The 17403-nt window shown below is 69.7% G+C and carries 15 protein-coding genes and 2 pseudogenes; 5 read left to right on the top strand and 12 right to left on the bottom strand.

Annotated features, from left to right (window positions below; genetic code table 11):
- The 5 genes and pseudogenes from I73_RS18460 to I73_RS28935 form a co-directional block, all read right to left on the bottom strand.
- Positions 1–366, bottom strand: a pseudogene (locus I73_RS18460) (hypothetical protein); the annotation flags it as partial.
- A 52-nt stretch (positions 367–418) separates the two neighbouring features.
- The gene (hflC, locus tag I73_RS28925) at positions 419–1318 is read right to left on the bottom strand and encodes a protease modulator HflC (RefSeq protein WP_022981972.1); all 900 of its coding nucleotides are present in this window, start codon (positions 1316–1318) and stop codon (positions 419–421) included.
- Positions 1315–2340 carry an FtsH protease activity modulator HflK gene (hflK, locus tag I73_RS28930; RefSeq protein WP_022981973.1) on the bottom strand — a complete coding sequence of 342 codons (1026 nt, stop codon included), beginning with the start codon at positions 2338–2340 and terminating at the stop codon, positions 1315–1317. Before hflK ends, hflC begins: the two co-directional genes overlap by 4 nt.
- Positions 2341–2458: 118 nt before the next feature.
- Positions 2459–2845 (bottom strand): VOC family protein, encoded by a 387-nt coding sequence (locus I73_RS18475; RefSeq protein WP_022981974.1) that lies wholly within the window; start codon positions 2843–2845, stop codon positions 2459–2461.
- A 14-nt stretch (positions 2846–2859) separates the two neighbouring features.
- The gene (locus I73_RS28935; protein WP_234409545.1) at positions 2860–3426 is read right to left on the bottom strand and encodes a M48 family metallopeptidase; all 567 of its coding nucleotides are present in this window, start codon (positions 3424–3426) and stop codon (positions 2860–2862) included.
- A 120-nt stretch (positions 3427–3546) separates the two neighbouring features.
- Between I73_RS28935 and I73_RS18485 the strand changes: the two genes are divergently transcribed.
- Together I73_RS18485 and I73_RS28940 are read left to right on the top strand one after the other, a co-directional pair.
- Entirely contained in the window at positions 3547–3960 is a 414-nt protein-coding gene (locus I73_RS18485; RefSeq protein ID WP_022981976.1) for a heme-binding protein, read from the top strand.
- An 86-nt stretch (positions 3961–4046) separates the two neighbouring features.
- Positions 4047–4937 carry an HDOD domain-containing protein gene (locus tag I73_RS28940; RefSeq protein ID WP_022981977.1) on the top strand — a complete coding sequence of 297 codons (891 nt, stop codon included), beginning with the start codon at positions 4047–4049 and terminating at the stop codon, positions 4935–4937.
- Between the two features lie 28 nt (positions 4938–4965).
- Here I73_RS28940 and minE read toward each other — a convergent pair whose 3' ends face one another.
- From minE to I73_RS18515, 5 genes and pseudogenes are all read right to left on the bottom strand, one after another.
- Positions 4966–5226, bottom strand: a complete 261-nt coding sequence (gene minE / locus I73_RS18495) for a cell division topological specificity factor MinE (RefSeq protein WP_026096932.1) — start codon at positions 5224–5226, stop codon at positions 4966–4968.
- A 5-nt stretch (positions 5227–5231) separates the two neighbouring features.
- On the bottom strand, positions 5232–6047 hold the full coding sequence (minD, locus tag I73_RS18500) for a septum site-determining protein MinD (RefSeq protein WP_022981979.1): 816 nt from the start codon (positions 6045–6047) through the stop codon (positions 5232–5234).
- Positions 6048–6093: 46 nt separating this feature from the next.
- Positions 6094–6958: pseudogene (minC, locus tag I73_RS34895) on the bottom strand (septum site-determining protein MinC).
- On the bottom strand, positions 6867–8012 hold the full coding sequence (locus I73_RS28950; protein WP_022981980.1) for a tRNA-dihydrouridine synthase: 1146 nt from the start codon (positions 8010–8012) through the stop codon (positions 6867–6869). The pseudogene minC and the gene I73_RS28950 overlap by 92 nt, the downstream one beginning before the upstream one ends.
- Positions 8013–8070: 58 nt before the next feature.
- On the bottom strand, positions 8071–8307 hold the full coding sequence (locus I73_RS18515) for a hypothetical protein (protein WP_022981981.1): 237 nt from the start codon (positions 8305–8307) through the stop codon (positions 8071–8073).
- Positions 8308–8613: 306 nt separating this feature from the next.
- Here I73_RS18515 and I73_RS18520 point away from each other — a divergent pair, with 306 nt between their 5' ends.
- Positions 8614–10647 carry a prolyl oligopeptidase family serine peptidase gene (locus I73_RS18520; protein WP_022981982.1) on the top strand — a complete coding sequence of 678 codons (2034 nt, stop codon included), beginning with the start codon at positions 8614–8616 and terminating at the stop codon, positions 10645–10647.
- A gap of 88 nt (positions 10648–10735) precedes the next feature.
- The gene (locus tag I73_RS18525) at positions 10736–13231 is read left to right on the top strand and encodes an alkaline phosphatase (RefSeq protein ID WP_022981983.1); all 2496 of its coding nucleotides are present in this window, start codon (positions 10736–10738) and stop codon (positions 13229–13231) included.
- Positions 13232–13249: 18 nt separating this feature from the next.
- Here I73_RS18525 and rsgA read toward each other — a convergent pair whose 3' ends face one another.
- On the bottom strand, positions 13250–14335 hold the full coding sequence (gene rsgA, locus I73_RS18530; protein ID WP_040500874.1) for a ribosome small subunit-dependent GTPase A: 1086 nt from the start codon (positions 14333–14335) through the stop codon (positions 13250–13252).
- Positions 14336–14664: 329 nt separating this feature from the next.
- Here rsgA and I73_RS18535 point away from each other — a divergent pair, with 329 nt between their 5' ends.
- The gene (locus I73_RS18535) at positions 14665–14901 is read left to right on the top strand and encodes an RNA-binding S4 domain-containing protein (RefSeq protein ID WP_026096933.1); all 237 of its coding nucleotides are present in this window, start codon (positions 14665–14667) and stop codon (positions 14899–14901) included.
- 18 nt (positions 14902–14919) lie between these two features.
- Here the strand turns inward: I73_RS18535 and I73_RS31850 are convergent, their stop codons facing one another.
- Positions 14920–17103: a TonB-dependent siderophore receptor gene (locus tag I73_RS31850; RefSeq protein ID WP_159105906.1), complete on the bottom strand. Its 2184-nt coding sequence runs from the start codon at positions 17101–17103 to the stop codon at positions 14920–14922.
- Positions 17104–17403 lie beyond the last annotated feature (300 nt).

Below are 17403 nucleotides of genomic sequence, written 5' to 3' on the forward strand. Positions count from 1 at the left end.
CACGAAATCGGCCACGATCACCGTGCGCACCGCCGCCATCCACCCTGCCGCGGGGTCCGCCACCTCGGGCGCTTCCCCAGCCGACGCATCATCCTCGCCCAGGGCCAGCTGAATCGCGATCACCAGCAAGGCCAGCCCGCCCAGCAGCTTGAGCAGAGGAATGTGCAGCAACAGGCTGCCCAGCACCGTGAGCAGCAGGCGCAGGACGATGGCACCCGCGGTGCCCATCAGCACGGCCTGGCGCCGCTGGCTGGGGGCCAGCCCACGGCAGGCCAGCGCGATCACCACCGCGTTGTCGCCGCTCAGCAGCAGGTCCAGGAAGAAGACCTCGAGCACGAGGTTCAGGAAATGAATGCTGTCGTCCATGCCCATCGGGCTGCCGCCTTCCTAGCTCGCTCGCCGTCGATTCCCCACCGCCTCAGCGGTGGGCAGGGCCACCCGTCATGCCGGCCCCGGGGCCGGACTTGAAGGGCTGCAGGAAGGCCGTGTCCGGTGACAGCACCAGCGTTGCCCCCGTGTCCGCCAGGGCCTGGCGATAGGTCTGCAGCGAACGGTAGAACTGATAGAAGCGCGCGTCCTGGCCAAAGGCATTGTTCAGGATCTCACCGGCGGCCGCATCGCCCTCACCCCGCGTGATTCGGGACTGTCGCTGGGCCTCGGACAGGATGACGGTGCGCTCGGCCTCGGCCTTGGCCTGGATTTCCTGCGCCCACTCGAAGCCCTGGGCGCGCAGCTCCTTGGCCTCGCGCTCGCGCTCGGACTTCATGCGGTCGTAGATGGCCTGGCTGGTTTCCAGCGGCAGGTCGGCGCGGTGCAGACGCACCTCGACCACCTCGATGCCCAGGCCACGCGTCTTGTCCACCACGTCGTCCTGGATGCGCTGGATGATGGCCACGCGCTTGGGAGACAGCAGATCCAGCAGCGACACCTGGCCCAGCACCCGGCGCAGCGCGGTGCTCATCACCTGAGCCAGTTGTGGCTCGGCCAGCTGCAGGGTGCGCACCGCCTGGTTGAAGCGCAGCACATCCTTGATCCGGTAGCGGGCATAGGCCTGAAGCACGACGCGCTTCTGATCCCCCAGGATCACCTGCTCGGCCGGGGATTCCAGGGTCAGCAGGCGGGCGTCATAGAAGACCAGGTTGTCCACCATGGGCAGCTTGAACTTCAGACCCGGCTGGGATTCCACCCCCACCGGAGCGCCCAGGCGCACGATCAGCGCCTCCTGCCCCTCGCTGACGGTGTAGAGCGTGGACGACAGCACAGCCAGCACCACGACGGTGACCAGCAGGACCACGATGCGCCAAGGCAAGGTCTTCATTTCGAGGCCTCCTTGGCAGGTGCCTGTGTTGCAGCCCGCGCAGCTTTGTCGGTCTTCTCGGACAAAGGCATGTAGGGCACCACCCCCGACACCCCCTTGCCGGAGGTGTCGATGATGACCTTCGTGGCCTTCTTCAGCACCTCGTCCACACTGTCCAGATAGAGCCGCCAGGCCGTGACGTTCTTGGCCTTCACGTAGTTGCTGTAGACCGCCAGAAAGCTCTTGGCATCGCCCTGCGCGAGATTGACCACCTGGGCCTTGTAGGCATCGGCTTCCTGCTGGATGCGCGCCGCCTCGCCATGGGCTCGGGGCAGGATGTCATTCGCATAGGCCTCGGCCTCGTTGCGTGCGCGTTCCTGGTCGGCCCGCGCGCGCTGCACGTCGTTGAAGGCGTCGATCACCGCAGAGGGCGGATCGACCCGCTGCAGCTGCACCTGGGTCACCAGAATCCCGGCCCCCTGCCGATCCAGCATGCTCTGCAGCAGGTCGCGCGTCTGGTCCGCGATCTGCTGACGTTTGTCCGACAGGGCCGCCTGGATGGGCGTGCGGCTGATCACCTCGCGCAGGGCGCTCTCCGCGCTCAGCTTCAAGGCGGCCTCGGGCTCCCTGACCCTGAAGAGGTACTGGCCGGCATCCTTGATGCGCCAGAGCACCGTCCCATCGGCTTCGACGATGTTCTCGTCGCCGGTCAGCATCTGTCGACCATGCTCGTCATCCTGGGAGGTCACATTGCCCAGCTGCAGCTGGTTCACCTGGGTGACCTTGGGATAGAGAACCGTCTCGAACGGAAAGGGCCAGTGGTAATGCAGACCAGGATTGGTGGTGTCCACCCACCGTCCGAAGCGCAACACCACGCCCTGTTCGTCGGGCTGCACCTTGTAGATGCCGGCGTTCACCCACACCAATGCCGCCAAACCGGCGAGCAGCCATCCACCCCGGCCCTGCAGGCCCCACATCGTCTGGTAATAGCGCCACCATGCCAGCCAGCGCCGGGCGCCGGCAGCTTCTTGATTCGAATCCATATGGGCAACTCAGGCCTCGTGCATCGGACCCGAGGGATTCTCGGGAGATGACGACGAATGAGCCTTTCTGGAGACGGACAGGAACGCCGCAGTCGGCCGTTGTTTGAGAAAAATCAAGTCATGCGAGAAACTCGCGCAGCTGAAAGACGTTGCCCTCCGGGTCGCAGGCATTGCGCACCCGAAAGCGCGGGCCGGCCCATTCATCGTCGAAGACCACACCCCCCAGCGCAGTGGCCTGCGCCTTGGCCTCGGCCAGGTCGTCCACCGTGAAGAAGAGCTTGATGGCCGTGTCCTCGCGCGGCAGGGGCGGCGTGGCGATCTGCACGCGCTCGGCATAGGCCGGCGGCAGCGCGTGCAAGACCATCTGGAAGTCGGCCGATTCGATGACCATCAGCTCGGCCGTGGCGTGCAGGGTGCGCATGCCCACCACGGCCTCGTAGAAGACGGCCAGGCGATTCATGTCCTTGGCGTAGATCAGCGCGCCAGCGCGGGCGGGTCCGGGCATCGGGTCTCCTGGGTTCAGGCCGGGGACGGCGGGGGTTCTGCGGGCTGGCGCCGCGCCCATTCCTGGGCCAGCAGCCACAACCGCGTGTCGAATTCCAGCTGATGGTAGTCGGGCGCCATGTGGCAGCACAGGGCGTAGAAGGCCTTGTCGTGCTCCCGCTCCTTGAGGTGGGCCAGTTCGTGCACCACGATCATGCGCAGGAAGTCGGCCGGCGCGTCGCGGAACAGACTGGCCACGCGGATCTCGCGCTTGGCCTTGAGCTTGCCGCCCTGCACCCGGGCGATGGTGGTGTGGGTGCCCAGAGCCTGGGTCAGCACCTTGAGCTTGGCGTCGTAGGCCACAAGGGCGACCGGGCTGCTCTGCCGCATGTGGCGCTGCTTGAGTGCCATCGTGTAGTCGTACAGGGCCGCGTCGGTGCGCACGGTGTGCGCCTCGGGGTGGCGACGGGCCAGGGCCTCGCCCAGACGGCCGGCCTCCAGCACCGGCAGCACCTGGCCCAGCAGCTCGGACGGGTAGCCGCCCAGAAAGCGCGCCATCAGCTGGGCAGCCGGGGCACTGTGCGCAGACGGTGAAACAGACATGACCGAATTGTCAGTGCTGGGCTGCGCCAGCGCGGCGATACTTCCGGAACTTTCAACACCCCGGTCAGCGGCCGCGCACCCGTGCGACCCGCCGATCCACCCTGCCACGGAATTCCCACGATGTACACCAAGCCCTGCCTGAGCCATGCCGATGTCGCCACCCTCCTGTCCGCCGCACGCGCCGAAGCCGAGCGCAACCAGTGGGCGGTGAGCATCGCCGTGGTGGACGATGGCGGCCACCTGCTGGGCCTGTACCGGCTGGATGGCGCCGCCCCGCTGTCCGCCCACATCGCCCCGGCCAAGGCCCGCACCGCCGCGCTGGGCCGCCGTGAAAGCATCGTCTACGAGGAAATGATCAACAAGGGCCGCGTCTCCTTCCTGAGCGCCCCGGAGATCGAGGGCATGCTCGAAGGCGGCGTGCCGGTGCTGATCGACGGCCAGGTGGCCGGTGCCGTGGGCGTGAGCGGGGTGAAGTCCAGCGAGGATGCCCAGATCGCCAAGGCCGGCATCGCCGCGCTGGGCCTGGGCGCCTGAGCCCCACGGAAGGAAATTCGGTCAGGAAAGCCTTCAGGGGCCGCGTCAGCTGCCGATAAGGTGAAGACGCCGTACCGAATGCCGACATGACCGACGACACCCTCGCGCCCGCGCGCTCGCGCGCCCAGCAGGTCCGCCTCGAGCTGGACCAGGCCCATCGCAGCGGTCCGTTGAAGACCATCGTCATCCCGCCCTGCCCGGAGCTGTTGACGCGGATGCGCTCGGCCCTGGCCCAGGCCGAGCCGGACCTGACCGAGGTGGCCCGCATCGCCGCCAGCGATGTGGCCATGTCGGCCGCGCTGATCAAGCTGGCCAACAGCCCGGCGTTTTCGCTGGGACAGCCGGTCCACACGGTGGGCCAGTCCATGACCCGCCTGGGCCTGCAGAAGACGGCCCAGGAGATGACGGCCTACCTGGTGCGCACCACGCTGAAGGTCAACAGCCCGCAGCTGCAGCGCTTCTGGGAACGCTCCACCAAACGGGCCGTGGCCATGGGCCACATCGCCCACCACCTGCCGGGCCTGTCGGTGGACCTGGCCCACACCTACGGCCTGTTCTCCCATGTGGGCATGCCGGTGATGATGCAGAGCCTGCGCGGCTACGGCAGCACCATGGTGGAGGCGGCTGCGCGGATCGACCGCTCCTACATCGCCACCGAGAACGCCAACCACCGCACCGACCACGCGGTGGTGGGGGCCCTGGTGGCCCGCGTGTGGCAGCTGGCGCCGGAGGTGATGGTGGCCATCCGCCGCCACCACGATCTGGACATGCTGGGCGACGCCGACACCGAGCCCGAGGCCCACACCCTGGTGGCCGCGGGCCTGGTGGCCGAGCATCTGATGCGCCGCCACGAGGGCCTGCCGCCCGATGCGGACTGGGCCGGCCACGAGGAAGCCGCGCTGGACTGGTTGCACCTCGCACCGGGCGATCTCGCCCAGTGGGAGGAAGAGCTGCTGCCCTTGCTGGACGCCTGCTGAGACGCCGGCGCCCAGGGGCAGTGCCGCCTCAGCGGTTGTCCGGCAGCTCGATCTTCACTTCGAGCACTTCCAGGTTGTCCTGGCGCTCAAGCTGGACCTTCAGATCGTCCGGGTTGATCTTCACGTACTTCGAGATCACGGCCACCAGCTCGCGCTGCAGCGCGGGCAGGTAGTCGGGCGTGGCGGCGCTGCGGCCGCTGCGCTCATGGGCCAGGATGATCTGCAGCCGCTCCTTGGCGACGGTGGCGGTGGTCTTCTTCTCGCCGAGCAGGAAGGAGAGGAAGGACATGGGCATCACCTCGCTCCGAAGATGCGCTTGAAGAAGCCGGGCTTGACGGCATCGGTGAAGCGCATGGGTTTGTCCTCCCCGAGGAAGCGGGCGACCACGTCCTGGTAGGCCTCGGACACGTCGGTTCCCTTCAGGTGCACCGCGGGCAGGCCCTGGTTGGAGGCCTCCAGCACGCTTTCCGATTCCGGGATCACGCCGATCAGCTCGATGCGCAGGATCTCCTGGATGTCTTCGAGCGACAGCATCTGGCCGCCCACCACCCGGTTGGGGTTGTAGCGGGTGATCAGCAGATGCTCCTTGATCGGCTCGGCGCCGGAGATGGCGCGCTGGGTCTTGGAGGCCAGGATGCCCAGGATGCGGTCGGAGTCGCGCACCGAGGAGACCTCGGGGTTGGTCACCACCAGCGCCTCGTCGGCGAAGTGCATGGCCATCAGCGCACCGGTCTCGATGCCCGCGGGCGAATCGCAGACGATGTAGTCGAAGCCCATCTCCTTGAGCTCGTTCAGCACACGCTCCACGCCCTCCTGGGTCAGCGCGTCCTTGTCACGCGTCTGCGAGGCGGCCAGCACGAACAGGTTGTCGCACTGCTTGTCCTTGATCAGGGCCTGCTTGAGGCTGGCCTCGTTGTGGATCACGTTGATCAGGTCATACACCACGCGGCGCTCGCAACCCATGATCAGGTCCAGGTTGCGCAGGCCGACGTCGAAGTCGATCACGGCCGTCTTGAAGCCGCGCAGGGCCAGGCCGGAGGCGAAGCTGGCCGATGTGGTGGTCTTGCCCACACCTCCCTTGCCAGAGGTCACCACGACGATCTTGGTCATCGGTACAGGTCCTTTCGAATCTCTCGGAAAACTTTTGCGAAAAGGGTCAGAACTTCAGGGGCTCGAACAGCAGCTTGTCCCCGTCCAGGCGGACCTGGGCGGGCTTGCCGGCCACCTCGGGCGGCAGGCCCGCCTCGGTGGTGCGCCAGGTGCCGGCGATGGAGACCAACTGCGGCTCCATGCAGGCGGCAAAGATGCGGGCCTGGGTGTCGCCCTGCGCGCCGGCAATCGCCCGGCCGCGCAGCGGCGCGTACACGTGGATGCTGCCGTCGGCGATCACCTCGGCACCGAAGCTCACCACGGCCAGCACGATCAGATCGGCCCCGCGGGCATAGACCTGCTGGCCCGAGCGCAGCGGCTTGTCGATGATGACGGTGGCCGGCGCGGAGGCCGGCGCCGGGGCGGGCTCGGCCGGCTCGGGTGCAGGGGCGGCGGCTTCGGCGGCCGGGGCCGGTGTGCGGTCCTCGGCCGGCTCGGCCAGCGGCAGCTCGGCCTGGGCCGGGGCGGCCTCCTCGGGCGCCGCGGCCGGCACCTCGGCGGCGGCGGGCTCGGTCACGGTCGCCTCGGGGCGGGGCTGGCTCACATCGGGGGCCTCGGCCAGGCCGGCGCTCAGGGCGGCGGCCATCTGCTCGGGGTTGCCGCCGCGGGTGGGCCATGGGGTTGAAGCCGTGGCGGCGCAGCAGCCCCACCAGGCCGTCGAAATCGGGCAACTTCGCCTCCTCGCGCAGCAGGCTGAGGTCCACGCACAGCGGCTCGTGCTCGAACAGGCCCGGCGTGGCGCCGTAGCGGGCCGCCAGGGCCTCGGCCAGGGACGCCAGATCAGGCGTCTTGAGTTGCAGCGCCAGGACGGTCAGCGCAGCGCTCTTGAGTTCGAACACCGAGGTCGCCGGGACCTTGGAAGACAGGGACATGGCGCGGGGAATGCGTTGGGACGAAAGCTCCGCCGGACGGGAGCGACCCTGCAGTGTACCGGGCCCCCGCCGCGCGCCCCTCGCCGCCCGGGCCGGCGCCTTCCGGGCCCAGCAGCGCCAGCGCGATGCGGCGGCCGTCGGTCTCGCCGCGCCAGGCCTGGTAGGCGGCCTCGGCCTCGGGGTGGCAGCGGCGCAGCAGATTGAGCCATTGCTTGAGCCGGCCAGCCTGGTGGCGCGGGACGATGTGCAGCCGCACCCGGTCCCAGAAGACCGCCAGCAGCGGCTGCAGGGCGGCCCAGTCCAGCCCGACTGAGGCCCGGGCCCCCTCGCCTGCCACGGCCGCCCGCACGGCCAGAGCCAGTCCCGGGTCGCAGACCATGCCGCGGCCCAGCATCAGGTCGGTGCAGCCGCTCTCGGCCTGGCAGCGGCGGGCGTCGTCCACCGTCCAGATCTCGCCATTGGCCACCACGGGCACCGCCACGGCCTCGCGGATGGCGCCGATGCGGTCCCAGTAGGCCGGGGGCCGGTAGCCCTGCAGCTTGGTGCGGCCATGCACCACCAGCTCCATCGCCCCGCCCTCGGCCAGAGCCTGGGCGCATTCGACGGCCCGGGCGTCGTCCTGGGTGCCCAGGCGCATCTTGGCCGAGACGACGGTGCCCGCCGGCACGGTGCGGCGGACCTCGCGCAGGATGCGGTGCATCAGCTCCGGCTCGTCCAGCAGCGCGGCGCCGCCGCCATGGCGGTTGACCACCTTGGCCGGGCAGCCGAAGTTCAGGTCCACCCCGTGGGGGCTGAGGCTGGCCAGGCGGGCGGCGTTGTCGGCCAGGCAGACCGGGTCGGAGCCCAGCAACTGCCCACGCACCGGCACGCCCGCCGGGGTGCAGCCGCCCTCGGCCAGCTCCGGCATCACGCGGAAGAACACCCGCTCGGGCAGCACAGTGTCGGTGACGCGGATGAACTCGCTGACGCAGCGGCTGATGCCGCCCGCGCGGGTCAGCACGTCACGCAAGGTGGCGTCGAGCAGCCCCTCCATCGGGGCCAGCAGCAGCTTCATCGTCGGTCGGGCAGGCAGGTCCAAACCCGAGACGATACCCGCAGCCGGCCGGGCCGGCTCAGTGCGCCAGCGGCAGCACCTGGGGGAAGGCGTACTCGCGGCCGATCACGGCGCGGGCGTAGAGGTAGCTCTCGCGGGCCCGGTCGGTCATGCCGTCCAGGTCCACATGGCCCTGCTTGTCACAGGGAAAGGCCATGCCGCGCCCGGCATGAAACAGGGACTCGAACCGGAGCAGGTACTGCGTCTGCGCGAGGTCGGAGGCCGTCGCGCCACAGGCGGTGTGCAGACTGACCATGGTGTTGTCTCCCGGCACCCAGGGACGGATGCCATAGATGAAACTCTAGGCAGTCACCCGGGCGGGCGACATCGGCGTGGGCCGGTACCGGCTGTCGGCGCACGCACGCGGCAGGCTGTCGGACAAATGCCGACAGGGTCGATCCCCATTCAGAAAGCCGCTGGAGGCCCGAGCCACCCGGCCGCCCCGGGCGGGGGCTGGCGTTCACGGGCTGGAACGGTACATTGCGGAGTCCATGCCGGAGTCCATGCAGGCCCGTCCCAACCGGGGCGCGGCCCTCCCCCGTTCCTGTCACGCGTTCATCCCATGCGCCACACGACGACCGCCCTGTGCCTGATCACCGCGCTGCTGGCCAGCGCCTGCAGCTCGCTGCCCTCCGCCGACAGCGGCGTGCTGGCGCCCAACCCCAACCTGGTGGCACAGGGCATACCGCCGGTGCCGATGCGCCTGGTCCGGGCGGTGGAGAAGTACACCGAGTTCAGCGGCGACAGCTTCGTCGACTGGCATCCGAACCGGCGCGAGATGCTGATCAGCCACCGCGCCCCCGGCGCCAGCACACCGCAGCTCTACCGCCTGAGCGGCCCGATGGCCGAGCCCGAGGCCCTGACCGACTTCGCCGACCCGGTGCGGGTGGGCCGCTACGACCCGCGCGACGGCCGCTACATCGTCTTCCAGCGCGCCGCCGGCGGCAACGAGGCCGACCAGCTCTACCGCCTGGACCTGGACACCCGCGTGGTGACCCCGCTGGTGGACGCCGGCCAGCGCTACGCCATGAACGTCTGGCTGCACGGCAACACCGCCCCGGGCGCGGAGGCCCCGCCGGCCCGCCTGCTCTACACCGCGGTGCCGCTGGACCGCACCGCCCCGGGCGGCAGCCGCGCCAGTGTGGACACCACGCTCTGGCTGAGCGACCCGCTGCACCCCGAGGGCCGCCGCGCTGTCGCCACCCTGCCCGGCACCGGCTGGGAGGCCACGGCCGTCTCGCCCGACGACCGCCAGGTGGCGCTGCTGCACTACCTGTCGGCCAACCGCACCGAAGTCTGGCTGCTGGACCTGGCCAGCGGCGAGAAGCGCCAGCTGCTGCCCCGGAGCAACGACACGGCGGCCGCCACCTGGTTCCCGCAGTCCTTCCAGCCCGATGGCCAGGGCCTGCTGCTGACCAGCGATGCCCGCGGCGAGTTCCGCCAGCTGCTGCGCCTGGACCTGAAGAGCGGCCAGCTCAGCCCGGCGCAGCTCGGCATTCCCTGGGACCTGGACCTGGCCAGCAGCACCGAGGAAGGCGACCTGCTGGCCGTGCTGGCCAACGAGGACGGCCGCGAGGTGCTGCACCTGGTGGACAGCCGCACCCTCAGCGAGGTGCCGCAACCCGCCCTGCCGGAAGGCACGGTGGGGCGGGCCAGCTTCCACCCGGCCACGCGCGAGCTGGCCTTCTCGCTCGACAGCAGCGCCGGCCCCAGCCAGCTCTACAGCCTGAACCCCGCCAGCGGCCAGGTGCAGCAGTGGACCGAGGCCCGCACCCCGGAAGGCGTGGACCCCCGCCAGTTCGCCCGCCAGGCGGTGGTGCGCTGGAAGAGCTTCGACGGCCTGAGCATCTCGGGCCTGATCTCGCGCGCCGACCCGCAGCGCTTTGCGGGCCGCCGGCCGGTGCTGATCGCCATCCACGGCGGCCCCGAGGGCCAGGCCAAGGTGGGCTTCCTGGGCCGGGGCAACTACTACGTGCAGGAGCTGGGCGTCACCCTCATCCAGCCCAATGTGCGCGGCTCCAGCGGCTTCGGCAAGACCTTTCTGGCGGCCGACAACGGCATGAAGCGCGAGGACTCGGTCAAGGACATCGGCGCCCTGCTCGACTGGATCGCCACCCAGCCCGACCTGGACCCGAGCCGCGTGCTGGTGACCGGTGGCAGCTATGGCGGCTACATGAGCCTGGCGGTGGCCGAGCACTACGCCGACCGCATCGCCGGCAACATCGACATCGTCGGCATCTCGCACTTCGTGACCTTCCTGAACAACACCGAGAGCTACCGGCGCGATCTGCGCCGGGTGGAATACGGCGACGAGCGCGACCCCGCGATGCGCGCCTTCCTGGAGCGCATCTCGCCGCTGAGCAACGCCGAGAAGATCAAAAAGCCGTTGTTCGTGGTCCAGGGCAAGAACGACCCGCGCGTGCCCTGGACCGAGGCCGAGCAGATCGTGGCCAAGGCGCGTGCCAACGGCGTGCCGGTGTGGTACCTGCGTGCCGAGAACGAGGGCCACGGCTTCCAGCGCAAGGAGAACGCCGACTTCCAGTTCTACGCCACCGTGCTGTTCATGCAGCAGACGCTGCTCAAGCCGCAAAACTGAGCACCTTCGTCACGCGACGGTCACCGTTGCCGGCAAACATGGCCCGCTGCCCGCCGCTGCGGGCCCTTGTTTTTCCGGAGCATGACCCATGGATCGCCGTCGCTTTCTGAAGCTGAGCAGCTTCTTCTCCGTCTCCTCCCTGTCCGCCGGTCTGTCTGCCGGGCTGAGCGCCTGCAGCGGGGACGACCCGACCACCCCCGAAGCCACCGGCGCCAACTGGAAGTTCCCGCAGAGCGTGGCCTCGGCGGACCCGCGGCCCGACAGCATCGTGCTGTGGACCCGCGTCTCGCCCAGCGGCGTGGATGACGCCGCCTCGCTGCAAGGTGGCACGGACGTCACCATCCGTCTGGTGGTGACGGCTGCGGACAACAGCGCCCTGCTGGGCAGCAACACCGCCCTGAGCGGCACGGCCCTGGCCGACCTCACCGTGCCGGCCTATGCCGACTACGACGGCACCATCCGCCACAAGCTGACCGGCCTGTCCCCGGCCACCACCTACTACTACCAGTTCACCGCCGGGGCGGTGCGCTCCAAGGTGGGCCGCTTCAAGACCGCCCCGGCCAGCGGCGCGGCGCTGAACCAGCTGCGTTTTGCCTTCATCACCTGCCAGGACTGGAGCATCAACCACTGGGCCGGCTACGAGCATCTGGTGGCCAACGAAACCGACCTGGACTTCTTCCTGCACCTGGGCGACTACATCTACGAGACGGTGGGTGCCGACTTCCAGACCGGGCTGGTGGAAAGCCGCCACAGCGCGCTGAGCCTGCCCGTGGGGGCCACCAAGGCCGACGGCAGCAGCGGCAAGTACGCCGATGCGCTGGATGACTACCGCTACCTCTACAAGACCTACCGCAGCGACAGCCGCATCCAGGCCCTGCACGAGCGCTTCGCGATGATCGCCATCTGGGACGACCATGAGTTCAGCGACGACTGCTGGCAGGACGCGGAGACCTACGACCTGGGCACCTACAACGCCGCCACCGGGGTGGGCGACAACACCCACCAGACGACCCGGCGCCTGCATGCCAACCGCGCCTGGTTCGAGTTCATGCCGGCCGATGTGAGCTACGACGCCAACAGCAGCAGCATCGACGCGATCCAGATCTACCGCAGCTTCCAGTTCGGCAACCTGGCCCAGCTGGCCATGACGGACGAGCGCCTCTACCGCGCCGACCACACCATCCCCGAGGCGGCCGTGGGATCGAGCATCGGCTCGCGCTACATGGTGCCGGCCAGCACGATCGCGGCGGCCACCGCGGCCAAGATCAGCGCGGCAACGGCCGCCGGCGCCGCCGATCCCATCGCCCCCGTGTCCATGCTGGGCACCACCCAGCGCGGCTGGTGGGAAGACACCATGAAGAACGCCAGCACCACCTGGAAGCTCTGGGGCAATGAAGTCTCGCTGCTGCGCATGGGCCTGAACGGCACCGACGCCATCGCCACGCTGGTGGCCCTGAACGCCATCAGCACCCTGGCCACGCAGATCGGCACGGCGGTCAGCAGCACCGGCAGCGTGACGGTGGCAGCCGCGCTGGTCGCGGCCATGACAGCCGGCGCCAGCCAATCCGTCGCCACCAACGCGGCCGTGGCCATCGCCACCGCCGACGCGACCAGCGCCGACCTGGCCGCCGCCGCCGTGGGCGCGGGCCTGAACACCACCCAGGCCGGCATCGCCGTGGCCGCCTATGGCGCCGCCAAGTCAGCAGCTGCGGCGGGCAGCACGGCCCAGGCCGGTGCCGCCGCGCAGGTCATCGCCTTCGGCCTGATCAAGACCGACATCCAGGCCCACGGGGTCAGCTCCAGCTTCATCACCGCCGCGGGCCTGCAGACCAGCCTGGCGCCCTACTTCCAGAAGTTCCTGCTCGACTGCGACCAGTGGGACGGCTACAACGCCGAGCGCCAGGCCCTGATGGGCTTTCTGCGCGACCACGCCATCCAAAACGTGGTGGCGCTGACCGGAGACATCCACGCCTTCTTCGCCGGCACGGTGCGCGACGATTACGACGCCGCGACGGGCCAGGACGTGATGGTGGACCTGGTGACCGCCGGCATGAGCTCGGACTCCTTCTTCTCCTACCTCAGCAGCGCGGTGGGCGAGCTGTCGGCCGAACTGGCCACCCTGGTGGTCTACACCCTGTCCATCCCGACCGCGGCCGGCACCCTGAGCGTGCCCTTCAACCTGCTGGACTACACCCTGGGCAAGGCCACCCCCACGCTGGACAGCCTGGCCGAGCAGGCCCGCGTGCGCCTGCGCGGCGCGCTGGCCCAGGCCGGCGTGGCCGAGGCCGCGCTGGACAGCACGACCGACACGGTGCTGGCCGGCCTGAAGGCCGACAGCGGCTTCAACACCACGCTGCTGGGTCTGGCCCAGCAACTGGCCGGGCTGAACTCCAACCCCTGGCTGAAGCATGTCAACACCGACGCCCAGGGCTATTCGGTGGTGACGCTGACGGCCCAGCAGCTGAGCTGCGAGTTCCGCCAGGTCAACCGGCTGGTGGGCAGCAGCGCCCCCGCCACCTCGGTCATCGCCCGCAGCACCACCGCGGTGGTGACGGCCGGCACCGCGGCCGTCACGGTGAGCTGAGCTGGAACGCGGTGCGGCTCAGCCCCGCTTGAGCCGCATCACCTCGCGCGTGGCACGGCTGCGCGCCTTCCAAACCGAGAGCTGCTCGCGCCGCTGCAGGGCGTCCTGCTCGTGGCGGCGGGCCTCGCGCTGCAGCTTGTGCCAGCTCAGCAGCCGGTTCGGCGAGACCCGGCCGCGCACCGCGCAGCCGGGCTCCTCCTCGTGCTGGCAGTCGCGGAAGCGGCATCGGTGCGACAGCGCCGCGATGTCGTCGAAGGCGCGTGCCAGGTCGGCCTCGTCGGCATCCAGCTGCAGGCCCCGCAGGCCCGGCGTGTCGATCACGCAGGCACCGGAGGGACACAGGTGCAGCGAGCGCACGGTGGTGGTGTGGCGCCCACGGCCATCGTGCTCGCGCGCGGCGCCGGTGCGCTGCGCATCATCGGCGCCGTGCCCGGCCAGGGTGTTGAGCAGGGTGCTCTTGCCCGCCCCGCTGGAGCCCAGCAGCACCAGGGTGCGCCCTGGCTCCAGCCAGGGCGACAGGGCCTGGGCCGCCGGGGCCCGGCGCCCATCCACCGCCAGCACCGGGGGCTGCTGCGCACCTGCGCCCAGGTGCTGGTGCACCGCCTGCACGCGGGCATCCGGATCGGCATGGCAGTCGGCCTGGGTCAGCACCACCACCGGGTCCACCTCGGCCAGGCGCACCAGGGCCAGGTAGCGGTCCAGGCGGCGCAGGTTGAAGTCGTGCCCGCAGGTCATCACCAGCAGCGCGTGGTCCACATGGCTGACCAGGCCCTGGCGGTGCCCGCTGGCGTCACGGCGCACCAGGCGGTGGTCGGGCGGCAGCTGGACCGAGATCCACCGGCCGCCGGTGCCGTCCGGGCGGGCCAGCACCCAGTCGCCGACGGTCAGGCCCTCACCCTGCACCTGCAGGCGCGCCTGCAGGGCGGGCCACAGCCGGGCCTCGTGGAGTTGGTGGCCGTCGTGCAGGGTGCAGCGGTCGCGCTGCACCTCGACGACGCGCATCAGGCGCTCGTCGTCCTGGGTGGACAGGCCCAGGGCCTGGGACACAAGAGAGGTCTGGAGGCCGAGACGACGCAGGGCGTCAAAGTCGTTCGAGTCGAACATGGTGATCGCTTCCATGGGCCGGCCACGGCGGGCCAGCCCGGGTGCGCGCCAGGCGCACAGGGTCGAAGAACGCGTGGGCGCGAACAGGCACACGCGTGACGGCGCAAGGGGCCGTGACCGGAAGGAAGCGGGAGGGAGGTCCCCCGGTGGGGCGACGCGGGTGGCACACCCGCGAGAAACATCAACCGGCGCTCAACGGGCCACGGCAGGGTGGGCAAGATCCGTGCGTTGCATCATGGTCGTCCTCCTGCAGGTTGAGGGGTGGATGAAAGAGATGAGAGGCGCACTCTGCGCCCGGCCACCGGAGCTTGTCAAGCACAATGCCCGGCATGCAAGAGATCGAACTGCCGCTGCGCGGCGAGCACATCCCCCTGGACGCCCTGCTCAAGGCCACCGGTCTGGCCCCCAGCGGCGGCACGGCCAAGCAGCTGATCACCGCGGGCGAGGTGCAGGTGGATGGCCAGGTGGAGCTGCGCAAGACCTGCAAGATCCGCGCAGGCCAGCGGGTCACGCTGGGCGAGCAGGCCGTGCGCGTGGTGGCCGACGGCGAGGCCGGCGAGGGTTGAGCCCCCACCCATCCTCGCTCAGAGCTTCATCTCCAGCTGCAGCGCCCAGTTGATGTAGCTGCGCGACTGCGTCGTGGCCGTCTCGTCGCCCACGGTGCTGGCCGTCTGCACTTCGCGCGGGTCCAGGTTGCTGGCGCTCAGCCGCACCCGGGCGTTGGGGGTGACCTGGTAGAGCCCGTAGAAGTCGATGACCCGCTTGGGGCTCTGCAGCGCCCACTGGTTCTCCGACAGGCGGGTGCGGTAGCCCGGCGTCCAGTTGACGTTGCCGCCCACCGTCACCGGGGTGCGCGGGATCTTGTAGTCGGCCCCCAGGTTCAGCGAGCCGGCGGCCTGCTGGCTCAGGCGGTTGTCCGGGCCGGGCACCCCGTCCACGCGCGACTGGTAGAGGCTGGCGTTGCTGCGCACATCCAACGCCGGCGCATCGGCCCACAGCGTGGTCAGCCGGAACTTGGCCTCCAGCTCGATGCCCTGGGTGGTGGCGTTGCCGATGTTCTGCGGGCTGGCCACCCAGCGGGTGCTGCCATCGCCCTGCGGCACGGCCGTGGTCAGGGTGCGCATGAGGTTGCTGATGCGGCGGGCGAACAGGTTGGCGCTGAGCATGCCGCCATCGTCCAGGTAGACCTCGTAGGCCAGGTCCACGCCGGTGGCCAGCTCGGGCTTGAGGTTCGGATTGCCGGCCCTGTCCGGGTTGGTCTCGGAGTTGGTGCCCTTGGCCAGCCAGGTCGTGCCGATCAGGTCGCTCAGGTCGGGCGAGCGGTAGCTGCGGGTCAGGCTGATGCGGATCTGGTCGCGGCTCTTGGGGTCGAACTTGTAGACCGCATGCAGCAGCGGCGTCCAGACGCTGCTGAGGTTGCGGTGGTTCACATCGTCGCTGCCCTGGCTCTGGGTGCGGATGCCCTCCCAGCGCAGGCCCGCATAGGCGGCCCACTGCGGGCTGATGTTCCACTCATCCTGGGCGTAGCCGGCCAGCCGCAGGCTGTTGGCGAGGTAGTCGTCGCCATAGTCGGCCCTGGCGGGCACGCCGTTGGTGAGCTGCTGGCTGGACTGGTTGCGGCGGGCATACTCGCTCTCGAAGCCGGTGACCAGGCTGTGGTCGTTCTCCAGCAGCAGGCTGTACTTGGCGCTGGCGTTGCCGGTGCGCTCCACGCCTTGCGAGCGGTCGTCCTCCAGCTGGTCGCCGCCCTGCTCGCTGTCGAACTCGGTGGTCCAGCTGTGGCTGAGGTTGCGCGACTGGCCCACCCCGGCCTTGAGCTCCAGGCTGCCCTCGCCCGCCCGGCCGCGCCACTGGCTGTTGACCCGCGCCAGCGAAAACTCACTGTCCGTCTTGCTGCTGCTGGCGCTGTAGGGCAGCGTGCCCAGCGCCCCCGGCTCGAAACTGGAAGCGCCATGGCTGCTGCCGCTGGAGTACACCACCATGGGCATCAGCATCAGCGTGTCCCCGCCCCCCAGCCGCCACTGGAACTTGCTGCCCAGGTGCACCCCGTTGCGGGTGCTGTTGGCGTGCTTGTCCTCGGTGCGGTCGTCGGTGTCGTTGACGGTGTGGACCTGGCTGGCGTCAGCCCGGTCGAAGCGGAAGGCCGAGAGCGTCACGTTGTAGTTCATCGGCCCGAGCTTGTCCTCGCGCGACCACGAGGCCCGCGGCTGGACGCGGCCGTTCTCCAGGCCGATGCTGGCCCGCACATCGTTGCGGCGCTTGGTGAAGCCTTCGCGGGTGATGATGTTGATGGTGCCAGCGATGGCCCGGGCGCCCGTCTCGGCCGTGGGCGCGCGCAGGATCTCGATGCGCTCGATCTGGTCCGGGTCGATCGAATCGAGCGAGAGCCCGCCTTGAACCCGTTCACCGTCCAGCAGGATCTGGGTGTAGCCGCCGCCCAGGCCGCGCATCTGGATGTTGCCGCCCCGACCGGGCGTGCCCGACATCGTCACCCCCGGCAGGCGCTTGAGCAGGTCGCCCACCGTGCTGTCGCCGAACTTCTCGATCTCGTCACGGCCGACGATGATCTTGGCCGCGGTGGAGCGCCGACGCTCCTCGACATCGCTGAGCTTGTTGCCGTTGATCTCGATCTGCTGCACGTTGGGGGCCGGCGCGGGGGCGGCCTGGGGTGTCGGCGCTGGGGCGGGCGAAGGACTGGTCTGCGCCAGAGCCCAGGCGGGGCCGATCAACAGACCGGCCGCAGCCAGATGCCGGCTCAGAAGGGACAAGGGCGGGAACTTGCGCTGAGCCGTACGGGACGGCCCGGAATGGGTGGACGACAAGAAAGCCTCGGAAGAAGAAGACTCGGACAAGACGCGCTGGCGGCGGCTGGGCTTCGGCGGATGAAGCGCTCGCGTCGGGCTGACGCTGTGAATTGTGAATGGCTGCCGGGTTCCCAGTTTGTCGAAACTGACACAAGCTGATAGAATCACCGGCTTGGAGCAAAAATGCTGACCGCCACGGGCCGGATTCCTTCTGGCCTTTCTGTGTGAGTTGGTCTTTTGCCGGAGCCATCTGGCCGCTCCTGC

Origin of the sequence: Ideonella sp. B508-1 (genome assembly GCF_000333615.1) — a bacterium.
Lineage (GTDB): Bacteria > Pseudomonadota > Gammaproteobacteria > Burkholderiales > Burkholderiaceae_C > Ideonella.